The 26,381-nt window shown below is 31.6% G+C and carries 27 protein-coding genes; 23 read left to right on the top strand and 4 right to left on the bottom strand.

Annotated features, from left to right (window positions below):
* Positions 1-141: 141 nt before the first annotated feature.
* The 16 genes from CBR30_03800 to CBR30_03725 all read left to right on the top strand — a co-directional run bounded on the left by CBR30_03800 (position 142) and on the right by CBR30_03725 (position 18,393).
* Positions 142-378, top strand: a complete 237-nt coding sequence (locus CBR30_03800) for a hypothetical protein (protein PMQ01805.1) — start codon at positions 142-144, stop codon at positions 376-378.
* A complete protein-coding gene (locus CBR30_03795; GenBank protein ID PMQ01804.1) occupies positions 375-746 on the top strand; it encodes a hypothetical protein in 372 nt (123 codons plus the stop codon). Before CBR30_03800 ends, CBR30_03795 begins: the two co-directional genes overlap by 4 nt.
* A 204-nt stretch (positions 747-950) precedes the next feature.
* On the top strand, positions 951-2,354 hold the full coding sequence (locus CBR30_03790) for a mannose-1-phosphate guanylyltransferase/mannose-6-phosphate isomerase (protein ID PMQ01803.1): 1,404 nt from the start codon (positions 951-953) through the stop codon (positions 2,352-2,354).
* A 116-nt stretch (positions 2,355-2,470) separates the two neighbouring features.
* Positions 2,471-4,360, top strand: a complete 1,890-nt coding sequence (locus tag CBR30_03785) for a capsule biosynthesis protein CapD (GenBank protein PMQ01802.1) — start codon at positions 2,471-2,473, stop codon at positions 4,358-4,360.
* Positions 4,323-5,447: a UDP-N-acetylglucosamine 2-epimerase (non-hydrolyzing) gene (locus CBR30_03780; GenBank protein PMQ01801.1), complete on the top strand. Its 1,125-nt coding sequence runs from the start codon at positions 4,323-4,325 to the stop codon at positions 5,445-5,447. The genes CBR30_03785 and CBR30_03780 overlap by 38 nt, the downstream gene beginning before the upstream one ends.
* Positions 5,448-8,204, top strand: a complete 2,757-nt coding sequence (locus tag CBR30_03775; GenBank protein PMQ01800.1) for a hypothetical protein — start codon at positions 5,448-5,450, stop codon at positions 8,202-8,204.
* A 32-nt stretch (positions 8,205-8,236) separates the two neighbouring features.
* Positions 8,237-9,190, top strand: coding sequence for an oxidoreductase (locus CBR30_03770; protein ID PMQ01799.1), 954 nt, complete (start codon positions 8,237-8,239; stop codon positions 9,188-9,190).
* Positions 9,191-9,411: 221 nt separating this feature from the next.
* Complete coding sequence (locus CBR30_03765; protein PMQ01798.1) at positions 9,412-9,993, top strand: N-acetyltransferase; 582 nt, start codon at positions 9,412-9,414, stop codon at positions 9,991-9,993.
* A 191-nt stretch (positions 9,994-10,184) separates the two neighbouring features.
* Entirely contained in the window at positions 10,185-11,414 is a 1,230-nt protein-coding gene (locus CBR30_03760; GenBank protein PMQ01797.1) for a glycosyl transferase group 1, read from the top strand.
* Positions 11,415-11,432: 18 nt separating this feature from the next.
* A complete protein-coding gene (locus CBR30_03755) occupies positions 11,433-12,575 on the top strand; it encodes a glycosyl transferase (protein PMQ01796.1) in 1,143 nt (380 codons plus the stop codon).
* Positions 12,576-12,598: 23 nt separating this feature from the next.
* Positions 12,599-13,717 (top strand): glycosyltransferase WbuB, encoded by a 1,119-nt coding sequence (locus CBR30_03750; GenBank protein PMQ01795.1) that lies wholly within the window; start codon positions 12,599-12,601, stop codon positions 13,715-13,717.
* Positions 13,707-14,960 carry a hypothetical protein gene (locus CBR30_03745; protein PMQ01794.1) on the top strand — a complete coding sequence of 418 codons (1,254 nt, stop codon included), beginning with the start codon at positions 13,707-13,709 and terminating at the stop codon, positions 14,958-14,960. The genes CBR30_03750 and CBR30_03745 overlap by 11 nt, the downstream gene beginning before the upstream one ends.
* A gap of 8 nt (positions 14,961-14,968) precedes the next feature.
* Complete coding sequence (locus CBR30_03740) at positions 14,969-16,159, top strand: galactosyltransferase (protein ID PMQ01793.1); 1,191 nt, start codon at positions 14,969-14,971, stop codon at positions 16,157-16,159.
* Positions 16,140-16,751: a UDP-galactose phosphate transferase gene (locus CBR30_03735; protein PMQ01792.1), complete on the top strand. Its 612-nt coding sequence runs from the start codon at positions 16,140-16,142 to the stop codon at positions 16,749-16,751. Before CBR30_03740 ends, CBR30_03735 begins: the two co-directional genes overlap by 20 nt.
* Positions 16,752-17,387: a transferase gene (locus tag CBR30_03730; protein ID PMQ01791.1), complete on the top strand. Its 636-nt coding sequence runs from the start codon at positions 16,752-16,754 to the stop codon at positions 17,385-17,387. It abuts the gene before it with no gap.
* A 67-nt stretch (positions 17,388-17,454) separates the two neighbouring features.
* Positions 17,455-18,393 carry a UDP-glucose 4-epimerase gene (locus tag CBR30_03725; GenBank protein PMQ01790.1) on the top strand — a complete coding sequence of 313 codons (939 nt, stop codon included), beginning with the start codon at positions 17,455-17,457 and terminating at the stop codon, positions 18,391-18,393.
* 576 nt (positions 18,394-18,969) lie between these two features.
* Here CBR30_03725 and CBR30_03720 read toward each other — a convergent pair.
* Both CBR30_03720 and CBR30_03715 read right to left on the bottom strand, forming a co-directional pair.
* Positions 18,970-19,281 carry a hypothetical protein gene (locus CBR30_03720; protein PMQ01789.1) on the bottom strand — a complete coding sequence of 104 codons (312 nt, stop codon included), beginning with the start codon at positions 19,279-19,281 and terminating at the stop codon, positions 18,970-18,972.
* Positions 19,282-19,289: 8 nt separating this feature from the next.
* On the bottom strand, positions 19,290-20,528 hold the full coding sequence (locus tag CBR30_03715) for a hypothetical protein (protein PMQ01788.1): 1,239 nt from the start codon (positions 20,526-20,528) through the stop codon (positions 19,290-19,292).
* 313 nt (positions 20,529-20,841) lie between these two features.
* Here CBR30_03715 and CBR30_03710 point away from each other — a divergent pair, with 313 nt between their 5' ends.
* From CBR30_03710 to CBR30_03695, 4 genes are all read left to right on the top strand, one after another.
* Entirely contained in the window at positions 20,842-21,150 is a 309-nt protein-coding gene (locus CBR30_03710) for a hypothetical protein (GenBank protein PMQ01787.1), read from the top strand.
* Positions 21,151-21,454: 304 nt separating this feature from the next.
* Positions 21,455-22,012, top strand: coding sequence for a hypothetical protein (locus tag CBR30_03705; GenBank protein PMQ01786.1), 558 nt, complete (start codon positions 21,455-21,457; stop codon positions 22,010-22,012).
* Between the two features lie 10 nt (positions 22,013-22,022).
* The gene (locus tag CBR30_03700) at positions 22,023-23,141 is read left to right on the top strand and encodes a polysaccharide biosynthesis protein (GenBank protein PMQ01785.1); all 1,119 of its coding nucleotides are present in this window, start codon (positions 22,023-22,025) and stop codon (positions 23,139-23,141) included.
* 38 nt (positions 23,142-23,179) lie between these two features.
* The gene (locus tag CBR30_03695; protein PMQ01784.1) at positions 23,180-23,347 is read left to right on the top strand and encodes a hypothetical protein; all 168 of its coding nucleotides are present in this window, start codon (positions 23,180-23,182) and stop codon (positions 23,345-23,347) included.
* Positions 23,348-23,360: 13 nt separating this feature from the next.
* On the opposite strand, the gene CBR30_03690 is transcribed toward CBR30_03695, so the two are convergent.
* Both CBR30_03690 and CBR30_03685 read right to left on the bottom strand, forming a co-directional pair.
* Positions 23,361-23,729 (bottom strand): hypothetical protein, encoded by a 369-nt coding sequence (locus tag CBR30_03690; protein ID PMQ01783.1) that lies wholly within the window; start codon positions 23,727-23,729, stop codon positions 23,361-23,363.
* Entirely contained in the window at positions 23,680-24,072 is a 393-nt protein-coding gene (locus CBR30_03685; protein PMQ01782.1) for a DNA-binding protein, read from the bottom strand. Before CBR30_03685 ends, CBR30_03690 begins: the two co-directional genes overlap by 50 nt.
* Positions 24,073-24,128: 56 nt before the next feature.
* Between CBR30_03685 and CBR30_03680 the strand changes: the two genes are divergently transcribed.
* The 3 genes from CBR30_03680 to CBR30_03670 all read left to right on the top strand — a co-directional run bounded on the left by CBR30_03680 (position 24,129) and on the right by CBR30_03670 (position 26,364).
* On the top strand, positions 24,129-24,557 hold the full coding sequence (locus CBR30_03680; protein PMQ01781.1) for a hypothetical protein: 429 nt from the start codon (positions 24,129-24,131) through the stop codon (positions 24,555-24,557).
* Positions 24,558-24,742: 185 nt separating this feature from the next.
* The gene (locus CBR30_03675) at positions 24,743-24,853 is read left to right on the top strand and encodes a hypothetical protein (GenBank protein PMQ01780.1); all 111 of its coding nucleotides are present in this window, start codon (positions 24,743-24,745) and stop codon (positions 24,851-24,853) included.
* Positions 24,854-24,858: 5 nt separating this feature from the next.
* Positions 24,859-26,364, top strand: coding sequence for an alpha-N-arabinofuranosidase (locus CBR30_03670; GenBank protein PMQ01779.1), 1,506 nt, complete (start codon positions 24,859-24,861; stop codon positions 26,362-26,364).
* Positions 26,365-26,381 lie beyond the last annotated feature (17 nt).

Raw genomic sequence — 26,381 nt, 5'->3', positions numbered from 1 at the left:
GAAAGAATATATTACTATACTGGTACCTATGTCCATACCTATTTAGTAGTGTGTAATAGGCTATTCTTTTCCCCATCACGCTTTATGTGTTAATATGTTATAATGAAAGGCGGTAAGTACAATAAAAGGGGGAAAGAAGGAATGGAAAAGTTAGATCGTATTACAATTAATCCTGATATTTGTTTAGGTCAACCTACGATTCGAGGAATGAGGATTACTGTAAGTGTTATTCTAAAGATGCTTGCAAGTGGCAAATCTATCCAAGAAATTCTTTCTGCATATCCTGAATTGGAAGAAGAGGATATTAGACAAGCAATCAAATACGCGGCTTGGGTAGTTTCAGATCAGATTTATATGGTTTCAACCAAAAAGCTATGAGGATCAAGTTTCTGGCTGATATGAATATTTCACCAAAAACAGTAAAAGCTTTGCAAGAATTTGGTTGGGATATTGTTAGAGTTTCACAGTTTTTACCAGTCAATGCTACAGATCAGGAAATTTTGGGGTTTGCTCGTCAGGAAGATAGAGTTGTTATAACTCAAGATCTGGATTTCTCGATACTTTTAGCATTAGGTGGTTATGACAGCCCCAGTTTGATTACTCTACGGCTTGCAGTGTCAGATCCAGAGATAATTACCAATAAGTTACTGGAAGTAATTCCTATCTTTGAACAGGAGCTTCAGAAAGGCTGTGTTTTAATATTTGAAGATATCGCTGTACGTGTTCGGAAACTACCTATCATATAAAAACATCCTTTCTATTGAGGTACTTTGAGAGAATTCTAGCAGATTTTATAGAAATGCCTATAGTGATAAAATCTTCATAAGAAATTTAGCTTGTAATTGCAGTAAGGATGTATAAATTTGAGATACAGATCCGCATAAACTTCTGTTAAACCCTAAAATTAAAATGTTATACTAAAATAATAAAATACATAAGTGGAGGAGAAAATGAAGGCTATAGTTTTAGCAGGTGGCAAGGGGACAAGGCTTTGGCCTCTTTCCAGGGGGAAGTTTTCAAAGCAATTTTTGAACCTCCTTCCAGGAAAATCTCTCTTGGAATCTACTTATGAAAGAATCCTTAAACTTATTGACCCAGAAAATATTATTACCATAACGAATAGGGATTATTTTTATTTTGTAAAAAGAATAGCGGAGAAATATTCAAAAATTATGGGAGAAAATATAATATTGGAACCTGTGGGAAGAAATACTGCGCCCGCTATTGCTCTCTCCTGCAAATATATATTAGAAAAATTAAAAGGAAAAGAGAATGAAGAAGTTTTTGTTTTTCCCTCAGACCATCTCATTGAGCCTGATGAGAAATTTATAGAATATTTGAAGTTGGGTCTTAATGCAGTAAAAAAGGGTTTCATTGTAACCTTTGGAATAAAACCTACAAAGCCTGAAACAGGCTATGGGTATATTAAGGTAGGGGAAGAAGTGGAAGTCTTTAGAAAAGTAGAAAAATTTACAGAAAAACCAAGTTTAGAATTAGCAAAAGAGTATATAAAGGATGAGTCTTTTCTTTGGAATGCAGGAATCTTTGCCTTTCAAATTTCTACAATAGTTGATGAATTTAAAAAATATGAACCCTCAATATATCTTGCCCTTTCAAGCTCTTATAAAGAAATGCTGGAAAACTTCGAAAAACTTCCATCCATATCCATTGATTATGCAGTAATAGAAAGATCAAATAAAGTAGTTGTAGTTCCTATGGATATTAAGTGGAGCGATCTCGGTTCTTGGGACTCTTTTTATGAAATAAAAGAAAAGGATGAAAATGGCAATGTCATAATTGGGGATGTGTACTCTTTAAATACAAAGAGTTCGTTAGTCTTTAGTAATAAGAGATTAGTTGCAGTTCTTGGACTTGAAGATACAATAGTAGTAGAGACTGATGATGCAATCTTTATAGGAAGAAGAGGCGATGGACAAGGTGTTAAAAAACTCTTAGAAATTCTTGAAAGGGATAAAAGGGAGGAAATAATATATCATACAGAAGTTTATCGTCCCTGGGGAATGTATAAAATATTGGAGAAAAACAAAGAATATACTATTAGAAAATTAGTGATAAATCCTGGAGCTTCTCTTACAACTCATCTTCATAGAAATAGGACAGAGCATTGGACAGTAATAAAAGGAGTTGCAGAGGTAGATATGGAGGATAGAAAGTATTATGTATATGAAGGAGAAAGCATTTTTGTGCCTAAGGGAAAAAAGCACCAGTTAAAAAATCCAAAAGATTTTCCTCTTGAGATTATTGAAGTACAAAGCGGAGAGTATATAGGAGAAGATGATATAGAAATATTCTCAAAAGATGAGGAAGATTTAGAGAAAAAATTGAAATTTTAGAATCAAATTAGTATTTTATCATAAAAATTGAAATTTTTCTATGATCTATATTATTGCAACGTATAAGAAATTATAATAAAATAATCTTACAAATTAAGATTCTTAGATGGTAGGCGATGAATTTTAGGAGGATATTGAATATTTATAAAAGCTTTTGGTTTCATGTTTTTCTTGATATCTCTTCTTATATATTGGGAGTAATTCTTGCCTTTTTTATAAGATTTGAATTCTCTCTACCCCCTCAGTATTTTAATATTATTCCTTTAGTTCTTTTAAGAGAAATTCCCATTTTTATAATATTTTATTATATTTTTAAAATCCATGCTTCTTTATGGGAGTATTTTAGCCTAGAAGCATTAAAGGACCTTACTCTTGCAGTAACCCTTGAAAAAATTACCTTCTATATATCTTATCTTGTTTTCCCTATAACTGGTTTCCCAAGATCTATTGTAATTATCTCTTATGTTTTATCCCTTCTTATGCTCTTTTCCTACCGTGCATTGGTAAGATGGATTTACGAAAAATATAGGACAAATTCTTTATATAAGACATCTTCTCCTAAAAGAGTGATTCTTGTTGGGGCGGGAGATGCAGGAGAGAAAATATTAAGAGAGATAAAAACCCATAGAGAACTAAATTATGAAGTTATAGGATTTTTGGATGATGATACAAGGAAAATAAAAAAGACTATTCATGGCGTTAAAGTTCTTGGATCTATATCTTCCCTTCCTCAAATTGCAAGAGAAAAGAAGATTGATGAGATTATAATCACTATTCCATCCGCTCCTCCCTCTCTTATTAAAAAGATTGTTAGCATGGCTTCTAAGATAAGGATTCCTGTAAAAACTCTTCCTGGTATTTGGGAATTAATTGATGGAAAGGTAAGCATAAGCAAAATAAGAAATGTGAAGATTGAGGACCTTTTATCAAGAGATGTGATTAATTTAAATTCCTATAAAATAAGAGAATATTTAAAAGGGAAAAGGGTTCTTGTAACGGGAGCTGGAGGATCTATTGGGGCGGAAATATGTAGACAAGTGGCAAGCTATGAACCAGAAAAATTGATTCTTTTAGGAAGAGGAGAAAACAGTATATTCAACATAGAGATGGAGCTAAAAATGAATTATCCCAATCTAAATATGAAATCCTACATTGCGGATATAAAGGATAGAGAAAAATTGTTTTATATTTTTTCTCAAGAAAAGCCCCATATTGTTTTTCATTCCGCCGCTCATAAACATGTGCCCCTTATGGAGGAAAATCCTGATGAGGCAGTGTTAAACAATATTTTTGGCACAATAAATGTGGTGGATGCAGCCTGTGAATTTAAAGCAGAAAAATTTATCTTTATATCTACAGATAAAGCGGTATATCCCAATAACATTATGGGAGCTACAAAAAGAGTGGGTGAAATGATTATTCAAAACTACAATGATAATACATATACAAAGCTTATAGCAGTAAGATTTGGAAATGTCTTGGGAAGTAGAGGAAGTGTTTTGGAAGTTTTCAAAAAACAATTAGAAAAAGGAGGACCAATCACTGTTACCCATGAGGATATGGAAAGATACTTTATGACAATTCCAGAAGCAGTGGGGCTTGTACTTCAGGCAGGAAGTATGGGAGATTCTGGAGACCTTTTTGTTCTTGATATGGGAGAGCCTGTAAAGATTATAGATCTTGCTAAAAACTTTATTGAGCTTTCTGGATATTCTTTGGATGATATAGAGATAAAGATAGTGGGTATGCGTCCTGGTGAAAAGTTAAGGGAGGAACTTTGGGAGGAAGATGAGGTGATAGAAAAAACTGATCATCCAAAGATTTATAAGATTAAAAGAAACAGTCATATTTCTAATTCTGCCCTTCAAAAATATATTACAAAGCTTCAATGGGCTGTAGAAAATAGAGATAGAAATGAAATAGAGAAAATCTTCAAAGAATTGATACCAACTTATAAGAAGCAATTGGATGAGAAAGTATATTCAGGAAAAATCCAAAAACAATAACAATTTAAAAGTACTTTCCATAGTAGGAGCCCGTCCTCAGTTTATAAAGCTTGCTCCTTTATCAATAGAGTTAAGGAAGAATGGAATAAAGGAAATTATTCTTCATACAGGTCAACACTATGATGAGAATATGAGTGAGTTTTTCTTCAAAGAGTTGGAAATTCCAGAGCCAGATTATAATTTAGGAATAGGTTCAGGCTCCCATGGTGAGCAAACAGGAAAAATGCTTATAGGAATAGAAGAAGTTTTGATAAAAGAAAAACCTGATGTAGTAATAGTATATGGAGATACTAATTCTACCTTAGCAGGAGCTTTAGCAGTATCCAAACTTCACATACCTTTAGCCCATGTAGAAGCAGGACTTAGAAGCTTTAATAAAAATATGCCTGAAGAGATAAATAGAATTGTGGCGGATCACGTTTCGGATATTCTTTTTGCACCCACAGAAACTGCAGTGGAAAATCTCAAAAGAGAAGGAATAGAAAAGGGAGTATATTTAGTAGGGGATATAATGTTTGATGCTCTTATACATTTTTCTAAATTAGCGGAAGAAAAGAGTAAGATTTTGGAAAATCTTTCTCTTAAAAGTCAGGATTATTACTTAGTTACAATTCATAGAGCGGAAAATACTGATGATCCTAAAAAGTTAAAAAATATTTTTTCTGCCCTTCAAGAATTGGATAAAGAAGTAATCTTTCCTATTCATCCAAGAACGAAAAATAGAGTAAAAGAATTTGGTTTAGAAGATTATTTAAAAGGGAAAGTTAGAATAATAGATGCGGTAGGATATCTTGATATGATAAAGCTTGAGAAGAATGCATATGCCATTTTAACAGACTCTGGTGGTGTCCAAAAAGAGGCTTTTTGGCTTAAAGTTCCATGTATTACCTTAAGGGAAGAAACAGAATGGGTAGAAACAGTAAAGTTTGGTTGGAATAGATTAGTTGGCACAGATAAGGAAAGGATATTGGAGGCTATAAGAAATATAAAAGGGGGAGAAGATGTAAATTTTGAAGAAAAATACTCAGCACCTAAAATGAGAGAAATTTTAATAAAAGAATTGGAAAAGAGAGGAGGAAAATTATAGATGGGCTTTAATAAGATCTCTATTGTGGGACTTGGATATGTAGGACTTCCCCTTGCTGTAGAATTTGCAAAAGCTGGACTTATAGTATATGGCATTGAGCAAAATCCTAAAAAGGTTGAGATGGTTAATAAAGGGATTTCATATATTGATGATATAAAAAGTGATGAACTTTTTGAGGTTGTAAATAATGGAAATCTTAAAGCTTTCATAGATTTTGAGCCAGTAAAAGATTCTGATGCAGTAGTTATTTGTGTACCTACACCTTTAGGTCCTCATAAAGAACCAGATATCTCGTATATTATAAATGTTACTACTGAAATTTCTAAATATTTAAAGAAAGGACAATTAGTAGTATTAGAAAGTACCACATATCCTGGAACTACAGAAGAAGTAGTGCTTCCAATTTTAGAAAAAAGTGGGCTTAAAGGTGGAGAAGACTTTTATCTTGCCTTTTCACCAGAAAGAGTTGACCCGGGGAATAAAAAGTTTACTACAAAAGATATTCCAAAAGTTGTAGGAGGAATAAATGAAATTTCCACAGAGAAGGCAGGAAAACTTTATTCTCTAATTTTTCCTATGGTGCATAAAGTATCCTCTCCAAAAGTGGCAGAAATGGAAAAACTTCTTGAGAATATCTTTCGTCTTGTGAATATTTCCTTTATAAATGAGCTTGCTATGTTATGTGAAAAGATGGGAATAGATATATGGGAAGTAATTTCTGCAGCATCCACAAAACCTTATGGATTTATGCCCTTTTATCCAGGACCAGGTTTAGGGGGACATTGTTTATTAGGAAGGGAGAAAATTTGGGTTAAAAATTCCAAAATATCAAATGTTTATTCTTTAGAAGAACTTTTCGAATTGGAGAGAAAAGAAAATAAAGTATACAAAATAGGGGATTTAGAATGTATAAAACCTAAAGAACTTTTTGTTAATAGTTTAGATAGTAGTGATTTAAGGTCTTCATGGATGCCTGTTTCTTATCTATTTAGAAGAAAATATAATGGAAATCTTGTAAAAATTATAACGAATGATAATAGAAAACTTATAGTGACGGATAAACACCCTATGTTACGTATTAATAAGGAGAATATTGAAGTAGTAGAAGCAAAAGATTTGAAAGTAGGAGATATGTTACCTATATTCAAAGAAGATGTTGATGAAAAAATAGAAAAAAAAGAAATTATTATTGATATTATTAAGGAGCTAAGTGAAGAATGGGAAAGTAGAGTTAGAGTAAAGATAATAAATGGTTCATGGAAAGATTATAAAGAAGAGATATATTCTGTATGTGAAACCGATAGAAGATATGATTATATAAAAGATGATTATATTCCTCTTGGTATTTTTAGAAAACTTGAGAAAGAAAAAAAGATAGATATCGATCATAATTCTTTATTACTATTAACAGGAAGGGGACCATCTACTACGAAGTTTCCAGCGGTAGTTAATATTGATAAGGATTGGGCAAGATTTATTGGATATTATCTTTCCGAAGGTTGTGCTACTAAAGAGAAAGGATGTTATAGGATAAGGATAACTATAAATAGAGATGAAACTGAATTATTTAATGACATAGAATTTATACTTAAGAAATTAGGAATAACTTATTCTTTGTATTTGTCTCCTAAATTTAAATCTAAGACTATTCGCATTAATTCACCGTTACTTGGATGGTTATTAGTAAGTAGACTTGGATGTGGTGAAGATTCGTACTCCATGAGAATACCAGATGAACTAATGTCTGCTTCTTTAGACTTAAAGAAGGAGCTATTGAAGGGTTTATTTAGAGGTGATGGAGATATTCATTATAGAACTGGTAAGAGAAGATATAGTAAAAATGGACGTGAATATAATCATAACGATAATTCTTTAGCAATTGGATATTTTTCAATTAGTGATGTACTTTTTCATCAAGTTATATATCTTCTTCAAGAAATGGGCATATATCCTTCTATTTCTAAGGATAAGAATCATTTAAGAATTACGGGATATGATAATTTGGAGAGATTTTCAGGATGGTTTTTAGATGAAAAAGGGAAAAAGTATAATAATTACTTTAAATTTAACTTGAAAAAAATAAATAAAAAAATCAATTCAGTAATTCCTTCAGTTATTGTTAAAAAGATCGAATTTGAAAACAGTGATAATATAGATGTATATTCGTTGGAGGTCGAAAATACACATACTTTTGCTGTTGGAAGTGGAATATATGTTCACAATTGTATTCCCATTGATCCCTTTTATCTTTCTTGGAAGGCTAAAGAATATGATTTTAATGTGAGATTTATAGAGCTTGCAGGAGAGATAAATGATAGTATGCCAAAATATATTGTTCAGCTTGTTATGGAAGCTCTAAATAAGCAGAAAAAGCCTGTAAATGGATCTAAAATACTTGTAATTGGTGTTGCCTACAAACCCAATATAGCGGACCCAAGAGAGTCGCCTGCTTTAAAAATTATTCCATTGCTTGAAGAACTTGGAGGAGAAGTAGAATTTTATGATCCTTACATACCTGAAATAAAAATTGAGAATAGTAAAACAAAAGAAGTAAAATACATGAAATCTTGTGTATTAGATGAAAATAGCATTAAAAATGCGGATTGCATTCTTATTATAACTGACCACGACAATATTGATTATGAAATGATATTTAAAGATGCAAAATTAATTGTAGATACAAGAAATGCATTGAGAAAAAGAGGGATAAAGGTGGATGATAGAGTGAGTATTTTGGGGGTGACAGGTGACAGGTGACGAGTGAGAGGTAAGAAGGGAGATAAGTGGAGATGGAAAGGTTTATTGGAGTTGTGGGACTTGGATATTGGGGAAAGAATATTTTGAGAAATTTTTACGAGCTTGGAGTAATTCATACCGCTTGTGATTTTAGTCAGGAGGTTATAGAGGAAAGGAAAAAACATTATCCAGATATAAATTATACTACAGATTTTAATGAGCTACTTAATAATCCTGAAATAAAAGCTATAGCTATAGCAACTCCAGCTATTACTCACTATGAACTTGCTAAAAAAGCTCTTTTATCTGGAAAAGACGTATTTATAGAAAAGCCAATGACTACTTCGGTGAGAGAGGGAGAAGAGCTTGTAAAAATGGCAGAAGAAAAAAATAGAATTATCATGGTAGGACATATATTGCAGTATCATCCAGGAGTGGTGAAACTGAAGGAGCTTATTTCTCAAGGATCAATAGGAGATATATTATATATTTATTCTCATAGAGTTAATGTAGGTAAAATAAGAACTGACGAAAATGTGTGGTGGAGTCTTGCCCCTCACGATATATCTTTAACTCTTATGTTAACTGAAGCAGAACCTAAAAAGATAAATTACCAAGGTGCCTCATTTATCACAAAAGGAATAGATGATATTGCTTTGGCATCTATTGAATTTAATAATGGAATCAAGGGACATATCTTTGTAAGCTGGTGGCATCCCTATAAAGAACAAAAATTAGTAGTGATAGGCTCAAGAGGAATGCTTGTTTTTGATGATACCACTGAAGAAAAATTATTCCTATATCCTCATAAGGTAGATTGGAATGGAAGTATACCTGTTGCCAAAAAGGAGGATAGGGAGATAATTCCTGTAGAGAGAAAGGAACCATTAAAAGAGGAACTTTTGCATTTCATTGAATGTGTAAGAGAAAGAAAAACTCCAAAAACAGATGGATATGAAGGGTTGAGGGTAATTAAAGTGCTTGAAAGGGTGACGAGTGAGGGGTAACGGGTGATGAGGAGAATGAGAGATGATTAGGACTCATAAGGATTTGGATGTATTGAAAGTTAGAAAACTCTTAATTGGTCTAATAAAATCTCTAAAAAGGAGAGAAAGAAATGAAAAATAGTCTCTTTCCTGTCACTCGTCCCCCGTCACGCGTCACCCATTTCCCTTTACCAGTCACCCATTATGCGTCACCCATCACTCATTATAATGGAGGTGTCTGAATGTCTGAAAACAAAAAATACTTTGTTCATGAAAGCTCCTATATAGATGATCCTGTAGAAATAGGAGAAGGGACCAAAATCTGGCACTTTTGCCATATTCTTCCCCATACAGTTATTGGTAAAAACTGTGTAATAGGGCAGAATGTAATGATAGGACCAAGGGTAAAAATTGGAAATAATGTGAAGATACAAAATAACGTAAGTGTTTATGAAGGAGTAGAAATAGAAGATGATGTTTTTTGTGGACCTTCCTGTGTATTTACCAACGTAATAAATCCAAGAGCATTTATAGAAAGAAAACATGAATTTAGAAAAACAATAGTTAAAAAAGGAGCAACTATAGGAGCAAATGCCACCATAGTATGTGGAGTAACTATAGGAGAATATGCCTTTGTAGGAGCAGGAGCAGTAGTAACAAAGGATGTACCACCCTATGCTCTTGTAATAGGAGTTCCAGCAAGACAAATTGGCTGGGTATGCAAATGTGGGGTAAGATTGGAGTTTGACGATAAAGGAGAAGCTACTTGTAAAGAGTGTGGCAAATCTTATAAAATTGAGGAAGGAAAAATAATAGAGATATAATTTTATGAAGTGATATATGATGGAAATTAATGCTATTGAATAATATATAATGAAAGAAAGAGTAATTAAGCTAAATTTTAAGTTGTTTATATTTTCGAAATTTAAGTTTTAGATTTTGAAAATAGTTATATATATGAGTACCAAGAATTGAAATATTTTTTGAAACTTATAAAGGAGCTGAAAAATAATATATGAGGATTCTATATTTAACTAATTTATATCCTTACAATGGAAATCCAGTATCTGGTATATTTATAACTCGTAGACTAGAAGAAATTGCACAAAGAAAAATTGACTTTAAAGTATATGCTACTGTTATTCAATATTGTAATTTTTTTAAATACTTTTATTATTTAAAAACTAGATCTTTTCCGTCACTTTATAAGGAATTAAAAAATAAAAATTTAGAGTATTATATGTATTATAAATATATATTTTGCCATTCAAATATTTATGATTGTTTTACTCGATTGTTTAGTAAAGATAAATATTATAAGTATCTACAAATGAAATTTTTCAATGTAATAGAGAATTCTGAGGATATATCGAAATTTGACATAATTCATGCACATCCTACTTATCCAACTGGATATATAGCTTTAATGTTTAAGAAAAAATATGGAATACCTTATGTAGTTACCGCACATGGGAGTGACATCCATACATATCCAAAATCAAATTTAGAAATTAGAAAAACTACATTAGAAATATTGAATCGTGCCGATAAAGTAATTTTTGTAAGTAAAAGATTATTAGATATAGCTGTCTCAGTTTTGGAATATAAAGGTAATAATTTTGTAATTATACCAAATGGTGTTGATGTAAGAAAGTTTACTCCAATGGATAAGTTTGAGATAAGAAGAAAATTACAATTATCAACAGATTATAAATATGTAGGTTTTGTAGGCAATTTAATTCCTATTAAAAACGCTCAATTACTTCCTGAAATTTTTAATTTAGTAAAAAAGAGTTATAATAATGTAAAGTTTATTGTTATTGGATTTGGAGAATTATATAGCTATATCCAGAGAGAGTGTCAAAAATATAATCTTGATGTTATTTTTACAGGCATAGTATCACACGATGATATACCATTTTGGCTTAATGCTTTAGATGTGTTAGTATTACCAAGTGCAGAAGAAGGATGGGGTAATGTAATTTTAGAAGCTTTAGCATGTGGGGTTCCAACTGTTGGCAGTAATGCAGGAGGTATACCAGAAGTTATAGGAAGCGAAGATTTTGGAAGAGTAGTTGAATTTAAAGAGAACTTTGTAAATATTTTCGCTAATAATATCGTAGAATTACTAAATCATCCCTTATCACCGGTAAAGCTTAGGGAAAGGGCTTTACAATATAGTTGGAAAAATATTATAGATAAAGAATTAGAGGTATATAAGTCTATATTGAATAAAATTTATTAAGAGAGTAGGTGAGGAATTGTGAGAGTAGCACTAGCATCAGTTGATAATCCTTATATTATAAAATCTGGTGGTAAACATGTACATTTATATCTTTTAGAGAAAGGATTACAATATAATGGAGTTTATGTTGATACTTACTATTATGTTCCTTCTAAAATAGCTTTTATTACAAAAATTTTTAAAAGATTTAGGAATAAATACTACCAATTCAAATCTGCGATAGATAAAATGATTAAATTTTATGAGAAAATAAATTTCAACTCCTATGAGATAGTAAATGCCCACGATGTTATATCGGCAGTTGGTATTAAAGGTAATATTATACTTACCTTACATGGGTATTTTGCTCGAGAGACTATTAACTATGGAAATTATAATGAAAAAGAAAAAACTAAAATTTTTGATTATGCTATGGAAATAGAAAAATTAGCTTTAAAAAAAGCTAAGGCTATTATTAAGGTAGATAGTAGACTAAGGGATTATGTAATAAATAGTTTCAATATTCCCGAAAATAGGATATTTGTAATTTACAATTCTATTGATACAGAAAATTTTAAACCAATAAATGAGCAAAAAAAGAAAGAATTACGTATGAGAAAAGGAATTCCTCCAGATAAATGTGTAATACTAATACCAAGAAGATATGTAAAAAAGAATGGAGTAGTTTTTGCAGCAAAAGCGCTCAGGTTAATGGATGATAATGATTTATTGATGATTTTTATTGGAAGAGGACCAGAAAGAGAAAATATCATTAATGAACTTGGTAGTGATAAAAGGGCTATTGTATTAGATGCTGTTCCTCATGAACAGATTGTTGAATATTACCAACTTGCAGATATTATACTTGTGCCTTCTGTTATTTCAGATGACATAGAAGAGGCTACATCATTATCAATGCTTGAAGGAATGGCATGTGGTAAAGTAGTTATATGTAGCAATATTGGTGGAATGAGAGAGGTTGTAAAAAATGGACAAACAGGTATTTTAGTTCCACAAAAATCTCCGGAGGATATTGCAAAGGCAATTAGAGATATTAAGAGGAATTCAGAATTAAGAGTAGAAATTGGCTATAATGCAAGAAAATATGTAGAAGAAAACCATGGTTATATTAGTCATGCTAAGAAGTTTATACAGATATATAAGTATTTTATTAATCACTAGATTATAATATAAGTTGATTGTGTATGAAATTAAAATATTTATGTTTACAAGCAACACAAGAAGGGCAGGCGAGTTATACTCATGTACATGAGATAATAAATGGATTGCAAAAAAGAGGGTGGGATGTGGAACTTTTTGAACCTTCTTACAGTAAAAAAAATTTTGCTCCTACTATTTTACAAAGGTTATTTGAATTTATATTTACCCAGCTTAAACTTTTAATAAAAATAAAAAAAGGCGATCTTATTTATATAAGATCCCACTTTGCAGCCTTTCCTACTTCTATAGTTGCTAAATTAAGGAAAATACCGGTCATTCAAGAAGTTAATGGTCCTTATGAAGATTTATTTATTGCTTGGCCATGGACAAGGCATTTTAAAGGCTTCTTCAAGTGGTTAATTAAGGTACAGTATAAAATATCTGATGCAATAATTGTGGTTACACCTCAATTAAAAGAATGGATAATGAGTGAAATTGGGGGCTCAAAAAGCACAAATATTTACGTGATTTCAAATGGAGCAAATACTAACTTGTTTACACCGAATGCTGAGTCAAAATATAAATTAGAAAAACCGTATGTAGTATTTTTTGGTGCACTTGCTCCATGGCAGGGGATAGATACTATGTTAGAAGCTGTCCAAGATTCTAATTGGCCTGAAAATGTAAAACTGGTAATAATGGGAGATGGTGTAGAACGGCCAAAGGTCGAAAAGGCAGTACAAGAAAATAACAGAATTATATATCTTGGCAAAATACCTTACAAAGAAGTGCCAGGGGTAGTATCTAATAGTATTGCTGGATTAAGTCCTAAAAATAATATTGGAGGACGATCTAATACGGGACTTTCACCGTTAAAGGTGTATGAAATTTTAGCTTGTGGGGTACCTGCTATTGTTACAGACTTCCCTGGACAGGCTGATATTATTAGAGAGCATCAATGCGGTATAGTAGTTTCACTAGATAGTCCGGAGGAAATTGCAAGGGCGGTAAGATATCTTTATGAAGACGAAAATAAAAGAAAAGAAATGGGGCGTAGAGGAAGGGAGGTTATTTTAAAAGAACATTCTTGGGATAGGAAGGCAGAATATACAGAAAAAGTCTTAAGAGAAATATTAAAGAAAAGAGTCAAGTATGAAAAATAGAAATTATTTTTTGATTAATTTTATTATATTTTGGTTATTTTTTTATACCCTCTTTGCAGAAAGATTTGTTTTAAAAATTGAAAGTGGAGGAAGAGGGATAATTCCTATTCTTGTATTAATAAATTTTTTATTGGTTTTCTACATATTGTTAAAATCCAGAGGTAAAGTATTAAAAGTATTTAAAAGCAGATTTTTTATGTTGTGGTGGCCTTTTTTATTATTGACACTTTTATTACCTATTTTAGGTATTCTTATAAATGGCTATCCAATTAGAACTATACTGAATTTAAATGTATTATCAGATATATTTTTTGTAATAATTGGCTACTGGATTGCTAAAGAAATGGATTTCTTGGAATCTATGTTTACAAAATATCTAGTGTTAGCAATAATTTTAGAGTTTTTATATTCATTTATTCAATTTCTCAATTTCCTAGGATACTTGAATGGAAACTTTATAGGAATTTTCTTATCATGGGATATATATACTCAACAATTATATTCTTTCCCTATTTTTGGAAGAAGTATAGGAACATTTATAAATCCTAATATACTTGGATTTTGGTCTGTAACTGTCTTTGGTCTTTCGCTTTATTTGATAAAAGGATGGTTAAAGTATTTAATGTTAATTTTGAGTTTTTTTACACTTATTTTGAGTCAATCTCGCGGTTGCTTATTCGGATTACTTTTTGCAATAGTAATCATGTTAATAATTAATTTGTTGGCATTTAAGAAAATAAATTTTATGCAATTTTTATCAGTTTATATTTTCTTGATACTTATTATGCTTATTATGATATTTTCTATAAACTTTGATTTGATTAAATATCTGCCTATTGAAAGGTTTAAAAATGGCTTTTCTATTTTTTTATATGGAGCTTCTGTAGATCAAAATTTTTTTACAAGAGTGGAAGTATGGAAACAAAGTATATGGTTATTTAAAAAATACCCTTTAGGGACTCTTGGGCCACCAGAGTTTGTTTTGAAAACAGCAGTGGATAATGATTGGATTAGATTATTACTTCAAGGTGGTATCATATATGTAGTAAGTTTTTTGATAATGGTTTTTGCAGGGATTTTAGTACCCAAATCTGCAGAAGATAAATTTGGTAAATTTTTGTTTTATGTTTCTCTAACTTTTCCTATTATAGCTATTTCTGAGACCCTTACAACATATAGGCCAATGGCAATATATTGGTATAGTCTCGGATTATTTTTACGAAAAAAGAGAAAATTGTATTAAGAATAAATATGGCTAAAATAGCTTTTCTATCTCATGTAGATTATAATTTATATTTATTTCGCTTACCAATTATGCTTCGACTTAAAAAATTGGGTTGGGAAGTCTATGCTGTATGTCCCAAAGGCAATATTTCAAACAAATTTAAAGATTTTGGAATAGAACATATAGAATATAATGTGGAAAGAAAGAGTTTAAATCCATTTAAGGAAATTGAAACCATATACGAATTATATAGGGTTTTGAGACCTTTAAATTTGGATATTTTACATACTTTTACCTATAAACCTAATATATATGGGACTATAGCTGGAAGATTAGCTAAAATACCAATCATAATTAATCTTGTAGAAGGATTAGGCTCTTTATATGTTGAAGATAGTCTAAAGAGTAGATCTATGAGAAAGATCATTGAAATTCTTTCAAGTATTACTTTTAGGTTATCTGATAGGTGTATAGTTATAAACTCTGATGACGTGAATTACTTAATCTCTAAGAAGATCTTACCTAAAGAAAAGGGAATATTAATTAAAAGTGTAGGGATAGATTCTGAAGAATATAATCCTAAGAAGATTGATTCTCAAAAAATTAACCAATTAAGAAGAGAATTAAACTTGAAAGATGATCAAGTTGTTATATTAATGCTTTCTCGACTACTTATTCATAAAGGGGTTTTGGAATATTTTAAATCTGCTGAAATTTTAAAAGAAAAATATGGAGATAAAATTGAATTTTTAATTGCAGGTAATTTTGACCCTGGAAATTTTTATAATATTTCAAAAGAGACCTTACAAAATTATATTGAGAGAAAGATTATAAAATTTTTAGGCTGGAGAAATGATATAAAAGAACTTTTAGCTATATCTGATATCTTTGTTTTACCTTCTTATAGAGAGGGAATACCAAGAACATTATTAGAAGCCGGATCTATGGGAAAGCCTATTATAACTGCAGATACAATAGGGTGTAAAGAAGTTGTAGAGCATGGGAGAAATGGCTTTTTAGTTCCGATTAAAGATTATATTTCTTTAGCTAAAAGTATTGAGATATTAATTAATAATGAAGGTATGAGGAAAGCTTTTGGGGAATATTCAAGAGAGAAAATAATAAGAGAATTTGATATTAGAAATATTGTAGAGCAATATTTAAGGCTGTATAATGATTTACTAAATGAGAAGAAATATGAGAAACCAAAAGCTTAAACGTGTGATAGACATAATAGGAGCTCTTGCGGGGTTGATTATTTCAGCTCCACTAATGTTCTTTGTTTCTTTTATTATCTACTTAACTATGGGAAGACCAATATTTTTTAAACAAGTTCGTCCAGGACTAAATGGAAAACCATTTGTTATTTATAAATTTAGAACTATGCTTGATTTAAGGGATGAGAATGGGAATCTTTTACCTGATGAGAAAAGATTAACAACTATAGGAAAGTTTTTAAGAAGTACCACATTAGATGAACTTCCTGAATTTTGGAATGTTTTAAAAGGAGATATGAGTTTAGTTGGTCCAAGACCCCTTCTTATGGAATATCTTGATCGATATACTTCAGAACAGGCAAGAAGACATGAGGTTAAGCCAGGTATGACAGGTTGGGCACAGATTAATGGAAGAAATGCTATATCTTGGGAAGAAAAATTTAAGCTTGACGTCTGGTATGTAGACAATTGGGATATTCTTTTGGATTTAAAAATTATATTCCTTACGATTTTAAAAGTGTTAAAAAGAGAAGGAATAAGTGCTGAAGGTCATGCTACAATGCCTGAGTTTAGGGGAGGAGGACAAAACTAATTGTCTAAAAAAGTAGTAATAATAGGTGCTGGTGGTCATGCTAAAGTTGTAGCTTCTACTCTTTTGATTTGTGGATATAATGTGATAGGTTTTTTAGATGATGATGAGAAAAAAATAGGTACAAAATTACTTGATATTCCAGTTATTGGTAATATTGAGCTTTTGAAAGAAGGAAATTTTGATTTTTCTATCATAGCTATAGGAGATAATAGTATCCGAAGAAAAATCTATTACTTGTATAAAGAATATACTAATTTTGTAAGTATAATACATCCTTTTTCATATGTTCATTCAAGCGTAGAAATAGGAGAAGGTAGTGTTATTTTTGCTGGGGTAGTTATTCAGCCTGATGTAAGAATAGGAAATAATGTTATAGTTAATACAAGTGTTTCTATTGATCATGACTGTGTTATAGGAGATTTTGTTCATCTTGCTCCGGGAGTTCATTTGGCAGGTGGAGTTATTGTAGAAGAGGGAGCATTTTTAGGAATAGGAAGTTCGGTTATTCAATATAGAAAAGTAGGAAAGTGGAGTATTTTGGGAGCTGGAGGATGTGTTATTAAAGATATTCCAGAATTTACTATTGCTGTAGGAGTTCCTGCTATTCCAGTGAAAGAAAATAAGATTTCTATTTGATTTATTATTAATCTATTTTAAATTTTTATGCTATTTAGTTAAGATAATTTGGTGAGGAAAATATGTTATGAAAATTTTAGTTACAGGTGGAGCTGGGTTTATAGGCTCGCATATTGTAGATTTACTGGTTGAAAATGGATATGAAGTTGTAATTATAGATAATCTTTCAACAGGAAAAGAAGGGTTTATTAATAAAAAAGCAGTTTTTTATAAAAAAGACATCACAGATGATGATTTATATGAAATTTTTGAGAAAGAAAAACCTAATTATGTAATTCATCAGGCAGCACAAATAGATGTTCAAAAATCAATTAATGACCCTATGTTTGATTTAAAAGTAAATGTGCTTGGCACAGTGAATTTATTAGAATGTTGTAGAAAATTTAATATTAAAAAGATTGTTTATGCATCTTCTGCAGCAGTATATGGAGATCCTGAATATCTTCCTATAGATGAGAATCATAAAGTAAATCCTATATCTTTCTATGGAGTATCAAAGCATACCCCAGAGCATTATCTTGATGTATACAGCAAACTATATGGCTTGAAATATACAATTTTACGCTATGCTAATGTATATGGAATAAGGCAAGATCCAAAAGGAGAAGGTGGAGTAATATCTATTTTTATAGATAGAATGCTTAGAGGGGAAAGACCTATTATTTTTGGAGATGGAAATCAGACGAGGGATTTTGTTTATGTGAAAGATGTTGCTAAAGCTAATCTTTTAGCTTTAGAAAGAGGAGATAATGAGATTTTGAATATAAGTACAGGTAAGCCTACAAGTATAAATGAGCTTGTTGAGATAATGAATAAAATAATGAATACATCCTTGAAACCTATTTATTCAGACCCTCGAAAAGGAGACATAGTGCATAGTTATCTTGATAATAGAAAAGCTTTAAAAGTACTTGGATGGAGACCAGAATATAGTTTAGAAGATGGATTAAGAGAAGCAGTTGAATATTATAAAGAAAAGTATAGAGATTTGGGATTACTTTTTTGATATTTAGAATGTGTATACATGAATTTAGAGGGATAGAGAAAGAGAGATTTTTATTAGCTATAATAACAACTGTAAAGTTTTAAGGAAAAATTGGATGATGAGTGGAAGATGATAAAAAATCTATGAGGACAATACATTGTGACCAGAGAAGGGAAAAAGATAGCAGTAATAATCCCTATAGAAGAACTTGAAGAATTATTGAAAGATTTACACGATCTTGCAATTATTTCAGGATGTAAAGCAAACCTACGATATCTTTAGAAGACCTACAAGAGAAATTAGCCAAAGATGGAATTTTATTGCGAGAGGGTTAATGCCACCTGTTACGCGTCACGTATCACGCATCACGGCCTTTTTCCCGTCACGTGTCACTCATCACCCGTCACGTTCTTTCTCTGTTACCTGTTACGTGTCACCTGTCACGGCCTTTAAGATGTGATACAATATAATTTGTAATAAAAATAGAGGTGAGATGATGCTTAAAGAAATAATAGATGAGGTACCTAAGATGGTCTCAAGCCTTCTTGCTCTGAGCCTCTTCCTGGATTCCAGTTAACAAGCCAAATCTCAAATCTCTTAGGGTTTTTCATCGGCAAAGATTATCTCTTTTTGTGCTATAGATGCATATTCTACATCTTCTTCTCCTAATATGCTAAATGCCTCAAAAAGCAACTTTTCTTCTTTCTCTTTTAACCAATTTTTTGTGAGTTCTCTTATCAATTCATTGAGAGATTTGTTTTCCTTTTTAGAAAGTTCTTTTATTCTCTTATAGAGAGATTGAGGGATTCTTACTGTAAGACTTACTGTTTTTTCCATATGTGCCTCCTTTATATGAAGTCTAATTTTAATACTAAAATTAGACATCAATTTATTAATCCTGTAAAGCATATAAGTCTTTATAGCCACCACCAGGGAATGGCAAGTATTTTTGAATGCAGGTATCTTATTGAATTCCCGCTGTAAATCAAAATCCCTCTTATGGTATTAGGATTTTCCTCTATAAATTCTAATAAATTCTTAATATCTTTTTGGGTTGGTTTTTCTGTGAACTTGACTTCGAAGGCAAGAGTCTTTCTTCCCCATTCAATTATGAAATCTACCTCTTTTCCTGATGTGGTTCTATAATAGCAGACTTTTCCTCTTGGAGTGAGGAGTTCCGAATAAACTTGTAGATGAAGAAAAACAATAGTTTCAAAGAAATTGCCCAATTCACGTGCATTAATTAAACTTTCTTCTCCATAATAGCCCGATAAGTAACTGCAAAGGGCAGGGTCAATAAAGAATAATTTTGGAGATTTTATTATTCTTTTAAGAATATTAGAAAAATAAGGAGGTACTCTTTTAATTATGTTTAAGACTTCTAATAATTTTAGATACCTGTATACTGTTGGCTGGCTAATCCCAACTTCCCTTGCTATTTCTGACTGATTAATTACATTTCCACTCCTTGGAGCTAAGGCTGTCATCAATCTTCTAAAATCAATTATGCTCTCTATCTGAGAAAGTTCTCTTAAATCTCTCTCCAAGTAAGTTCTTATATATCCTTCCCACCATAAAAGTATTGCGTCTAAATCATCCATATATAGAAGAGGAGGCATAAATCCTTTTAGAAGAAAAGTTATAGAATTAACCTTCTCAATTGTTTCCTCCTTTATAATTTCATCCTGCCATAATTTTAAAAAGTTATTCTCTTGAATATCTCCTTTAATTTCTCTATACGTCATAGGAAACATTTCAAAATATACAGCTCTTCCTGCAAGACTCTCGCCAACCTCTTTCATAAGTAGTAGATTTGATGACCCTGAAAGGATAAATCTCACTTTTCTTTTTGTTTTATCTACAGTATCTTTTATAGCCAAAAGAACTTCTGGAGCCTTTTGAACTTCATCTATAATAATCTTTTCTTCTCCAATCCATAGAGAATAGGGGTCTATCTTTACTTGCTCTAATATAGAAAAGTCATCTAAGTTTAAGTATTTAAAATCTGGGAATTCATTTTGAAGAAAAGTACTCTTGCCTACCTGTCTTGCTCCAGTTATAACCACAACAGGAAAGTTCTCTATTGCCCTTTTAACTTTTTCTCCTAGCAGTCTCTTTTTATATTTTAATTCAAAACCTGAATGATTTTCATTCATACATTGAATAATAATACAAAAATTATAAAAAAGCAAGAGGATATTAGGAATGAGTCTGGAACACGGAAGGGAGATGGTATCCCCTAATTTTATTAGATTTCATAGAAGATAATCTAAGTATTAAAGGAAAGGAGTGAAAAAAGAACATGGCATTTTTCTATTTTTATGGTATCCTTATTCAGAATGCAATAAAGAAAGAGAATGTCTAAGTACAATATAAATTGTTCAGTATTTCTTATATATCGGCTAAAGACTTGCTTATGGTATACTTAATAAAGAAACACTTAGCCTAAATTAATGAGGTGATAGAGATATGAGTATTGTGAAATTGCCAGAAGATATAAAAGAGCTTTTGGACATAATTCAGGGAGAGAGTTATGAAGAGAAGATAAAAGTACTTGCTATAGAAAAGATCAGGTCTAATCTGGAGGAATGTAACAAAAATATCTTAAGATATGAGACAAAGTATGGAATGACTTTTGAAGAATTTAAAAAATTATGGGATGAAGACAAGATAGAGAATAAATTTTCCCATGAAGTTGAGACAGATTATATTGAATGGGAAGCTTTAGAGATGGAAAAGAAACACTGGTTATCTTTGTTAAGAAGGATAAAAATATAATAGGTTATGACAATCTTAAAGAATGGCACAAGCATCCCTTTGAAAATCCAAATGACCATTTAGAATGTGAAGAGCCGAGTATTGAAAAGATCTTTAGAGAAGTGGTAGAAGTATTAAAGAAACTCTAGTTAAAGAATTATTATTAATTCTCTTGGAAGAATATATAAATAGATCCTATAAATAAGGGTTATAGGGCAAGTTAAAATATCATATGTCACGGCTTGTAAAATGTGATACAATCTTAAAAAAGGCATTAGTGAAAGTGTTGCTATCTGAGGAGAATAAATGTCTAAAACAGTTGAAAATGACAAAAAGATTAGAGAGTATATTGAGTCAATTTATTGTAAATACTGATGTGGCTCTAAGAAGATTAGAGACATCTTTGGAAGAATTCAAGGATGAGATGAAGGCTTTTAAGGATGAAATGAACAAACGCTGGGGAGATCTTGCCAATAAAATGGGAACATTAGTAGAGGATATTGTAGCTCCAAATATAGGAGGGGTCGCTAAGAAGTATTTTGGATGTGAAGATTTTGATTTCTTTGCAGTAAGAGTAAGGAGAAGGAATACCAAAGATCGAAGCAAGTTTAGAGAATTTGATGTCATTGCGATCTGGAATGATAATGTAATAATAAATGAGACAAAGTCTAATCCAAGGATGGAGTATATAAATGAATTCATAGACGTTCTAAAGGAGATATATGATTACTTTCCTGAATATAAAGATAAGAAAATAATACCAATATTTTCATCTTTATATCTTCCTGAAGAAGTAGTAGTATACTTAACAAAGAAAAAGATTTATGCTATGGCTATGAAAGATGATAATATGGACATTTTAAACTTTGATAAGGTTAAATAAGGGGGCATTTATGGAAAAAATACCTATGTCTTCACCTGATATTGATGAGTCTGATATTCAGGCGGTAGTTGAGGTTTTAAAATCTGGGAGGTTATCTTTAGGACCAAAAACAAAGGAATTTGAAGAGCTTATGGCGAAATATGTTGGGGTAAAATATGCAGTTGCAGTTAGCTCTGGAACAACCGCTCTTCATACAATTGTTAGAGCCTTAGGGATAGGGGAAGGGGATGAGGTTTTAGTTCCTTCTTTTACCTTTTGTGCCAGTGTGAATGTTATTCTTTATGAGAGAGCTATTCCTGTTTTTGTAGATATAGAGTCAGAGACATATAATCTTGATCCAGAAGATTTAGAGAGAAAGATTACAAAAAGGACAAAAGCAATAATGGTGGTAGATGTTTTTGGTCATCCTGCAGAGTGGGATGAAATATTAAGGATTGCGGATAAATACAATTTAAAAGTTATAGATGATTCCTGTGAGGCATTAGGAGCAGAGTATAAGGGAAAAAAGATTGGGCAATTTGGATCTGCAGGTGCTTTTGCCTTTTATCCGAATAAGCAGATAACAACAGGTGAAGGTGGAATAATAGTAACAGATGATGAAAATATAGCTAAGATGGCAAGAAGTTTGAGAAATCAGGGAAGGGGAGAGATGGGCGCATGGCTTCATCATGAAAGGTTAGGATATAATTACAGGATGGACGAAATGTCTGCCGCTCTTGGAGTGTCCCAATTAAAAAGAATTGAGAGTTTTTTACAAAAGAGAGAAAAAGTTGCTCAAATGTATACAGAAAAGCTTAAAAAATTTTCTTGGGTAAGACCTCCTAAGGTAAAGCCATATGTTCGTATGAGCTGGTTTGTGTACGTAATTACTTTGGAAAATGGGATTGATAGAGATAAAGTTATTGAAGAGATGGCAAAAGAGGGAATTCCAGCACGGGGATATTTTTCACCAATACATTTACAGCCATATATGAGAGAGATGTTTGGATATAAAGGAGGAGAACTTCCTGTAACAGAAAATATTGCAAAGAGGACTTTGGCTTTGCCCTTTCACAATAATTTGACTGAGGAAGAGATAGATGAGGTAATAAGAGTTTTGGAAAAGGCAGTAATGTCAGTAGTAAGTTGAGCGTAATATAGTTGGTTTTACTAAGGAGGAAGCATAGTATGGATTGGAGAGAAAGAATTATTGTTGATCCTAAAATATGCCATGGAAAGGCATGTATCAAAGGGACGAGGATTTTGGTCTCTGTTATTTTGGATAACTTGGCGGAGGGGGCAACGATTGATGATATTAAATCTGCAATTGCTTATGCGGAAGAGCTCATGAAGTAAAAGAATTTACCCGTCACTCGTCACTTTCAAACACCCAAACAATTTCTCTACTTACTTTTTTGTAGAAGGGAGAGTTTTCTTCTTCAAGCTTTTTCCATTCATCTATTGTATATATTAAAAGATCTACGGGGACGGAAAATTTTGTTGTATCCCAATCTATTCCTCTTTTTTCAAAAGGAAGGGAAGAACTCTCTAAGATTATAATTAAGTCAAGATCGCTTCCTACTCCATAGTCTCCTCGAGCATAAGACCCAAAATATCCTATTTTTATTATCCCCCTTTTTTCCCTCACAACATTATTTATCCAATTTTTTAACTCTTCTTCTATCTTCTTATGATCCGCCCATTTTAGAACTGACGAATTCAAGGATCTCACTGGCATATTCTATTGCCTCCTTACTTTGTATAGGTCCATAATGTTCAAAAGGTGCTCCCTCGGGATGCCCATTAGGATATCTTGTAGGTATATAAAAATTGTCTAATACTTTTGCTTTTTCAATTAGCTCCTGAGGGACAGAAATTTCTTCAGGAAGTTCTGCCAGAAGTTTTGCAATAACATGCCCCCATGCTTCCTGTTTTAAAAAAAGATGAAGTGCCTTTACCGCTTTTTCTGCTGATTGCTGTGCAGAGAAGCATGCCCATTCATGTCTTCCTGCCTTTTGCGAATCTATTGCCTGCTCCAAGTCTCTTTTTGCTTGTCTTAACCAATCAAAAGCCCTATTCATACTTTTATTATAACATGATTGACTAAAAAACTTTAGAATTATAAATTATAGTAGAAATGAGAATTGGTAAAAGAGTTTTACCTGAAAATATAGAAGAGCTTATTTTAAGGGCTAAGAATATCCTTGAAAAGCATCATAATGTTGTGTTTGCATATTTATTTGGGGGTTTAGCTAAGGGAAGAATTTCTCCTATAAGCGATATAGATATAGCCATATATCTTTTAGAAACAGAAAATATATTAGAAACAAAGTTGGAAATTCTCTCTTTATTAATTGATGCTCTAAATACAGATGAGATTGATTTAGTTATTCTTAATACCGCCCCATTATCCCTAAAAGCAAGAATTATACAGAATAAGAAAGTTCTTGTTGATAAAGATCCTTCATTAAGATATTCTTTTGAATCTTTAACATTAAGAGAATATTTTGATTTCTCTGTAAAAGAGAGAGCTATTTTTAAAAGGAGATACAATATTGGTAGATAAGAATTTGATATTAAGAAAAATATCAGAATTAGAAGAGTATATATCTCAGTTAGTAGATTTCCAAAATGGATTAGAAGCCATATTATCGCAGTGAATTCCTAAGATTGATCGTAGTAAAGAATCTTATTTGACATACATTTAAAATTATAGTATATACTTTAGTAAAAAATTTGGTGAATGAGGCTATGAGACATATAACAATAAAAGATGTAACCAGGTTGGCAGAGGTTGGAACTTCCACAGCATCCCGTGCTTTAAATAATAAAGGCTCTGTAAACCCTAAAAGGAGGTTATAAATGTTATGAAAAAAGCCAGAGTTTTATTTGACAGGGAATTTGTTATCTCTCATGTGGATAAAAGGATTTATGGCTCTTTTATAGAACATTTGGGAAGAGCTATTTACACAGGAATATATGAACCTAATCATTCTACTGCAGATGAGCATGGCTTTAGAAAGGATGTAATAGAGCTTGTCAAAGATTTGAATGTGCCTATTATAAGATATCCTGGGGGAAATTTTGTATCTGGATACAATTGGGAAGATGGTGTAGGTCCTAAGGAGCAAAGACCTAAGAAATTGGAGCTTGCTTGGAGAAGTATAGAACCTAATGAAGTTGGTATTAATGAATTTGTTTTATGGAGTAAAAAAGTTAACTCTGAGGTTATGATGGCAATAAATTTGGGAACTAAAGGAATAGATTCTGCAAGAAATTTGGTAGAATACTGCAATTTTCCAGGTGGAACCTATTATAGTGATCTGAGAATAAAACATGGATACAAAGAACCCCATAAAATAAGGGTTTGGAATCTTGGAAATGAGATGGATGGAGAATGGCAGATAGGTCATAAACTTGCCCACGAATATGGAAGATTAGCAAGAGAAACGGCAAAAGTAATGAAGATGGTAGATGATAAAATTGAACTTGTAGTCTGTGGAAGCTCCTCTCCTTTTATGAGTACATTCCCAGAATGGGAAAGGATAGTTTTGGAGCATACCTATGATGTTGTAGATTATGTCTCTTTACATTATTATGCAAATTATCCAGGAGAACTGGAAAGCTTTTTGGCAAAAAACTTAGAGATGGACAATTTTATTTATACAGTGGTATCTACCATAGATTACGTAAAGGCATTGAAAAGAAGTAATAAAAAATTGAATATCTCTTTTGATGAATGGAACGTGTGGTATCATTCTCATGAAAAGGATAAAAATGTGGAGCCTTGGCAAATTGCACCTCCTATATTGGAAGAAGATTACAATTTTGCAGATGCATTATTAGTAGGACTTATGCTAATTACACTTTTGAAACATTCAGATAGGGTCAAAATTGCATGTTTGGCTCAACTTGTAAATGTACTTGCTCCCATAACAACTGTTAAAGGTGGAATTGCCTATAGACAAACCATATACTATCCATTTATGCATGCTTCAAAATTTGGTCATGGATTAGCACTGCTACCTAAAATAGAATCACCAAAATATGATTGTAAAAACTTTACGGATGTTCCTGTTTTGGATGTAATAGGAATATATAATGAGGAAGAAGAAACAATAAATATTTTTGCAGTCAATAGAAGTACAACTGATGATCTAACGGTAGAATTTAAGTTTAATGGTTTTGAAAAACTTATGCTTCTTGATCATATAGTTTATACTGCTTTTGATCCGTTTGTTGGAAATACTCCTCAGGAACCTAATAAGGTTACTCCATTTTCCCAGAGGGAAAACTCAAAAGTTGATAATAACATTTTGGAGAGTAATTTAAAGAAACTTTCGTGGAATGTTATAAGACTAAAAAAGGCTTAAATGAAATGGGGGATTAA

This window comes from Dictyoglomus sp. NZ13-RE01 (genome assembly GCA_002878375.1).
Classification (GTDB): domain Bacteria; phylum Dictyoglomota; class Dictyoglomia; order Dictyoglomales; family Dictyoglomaceae; genus NZ13-RE01.
Note: the sequence above shows the minus strand (reverse complement) of the source record. Positions and strands in the feature narration are given on the sequence as shown.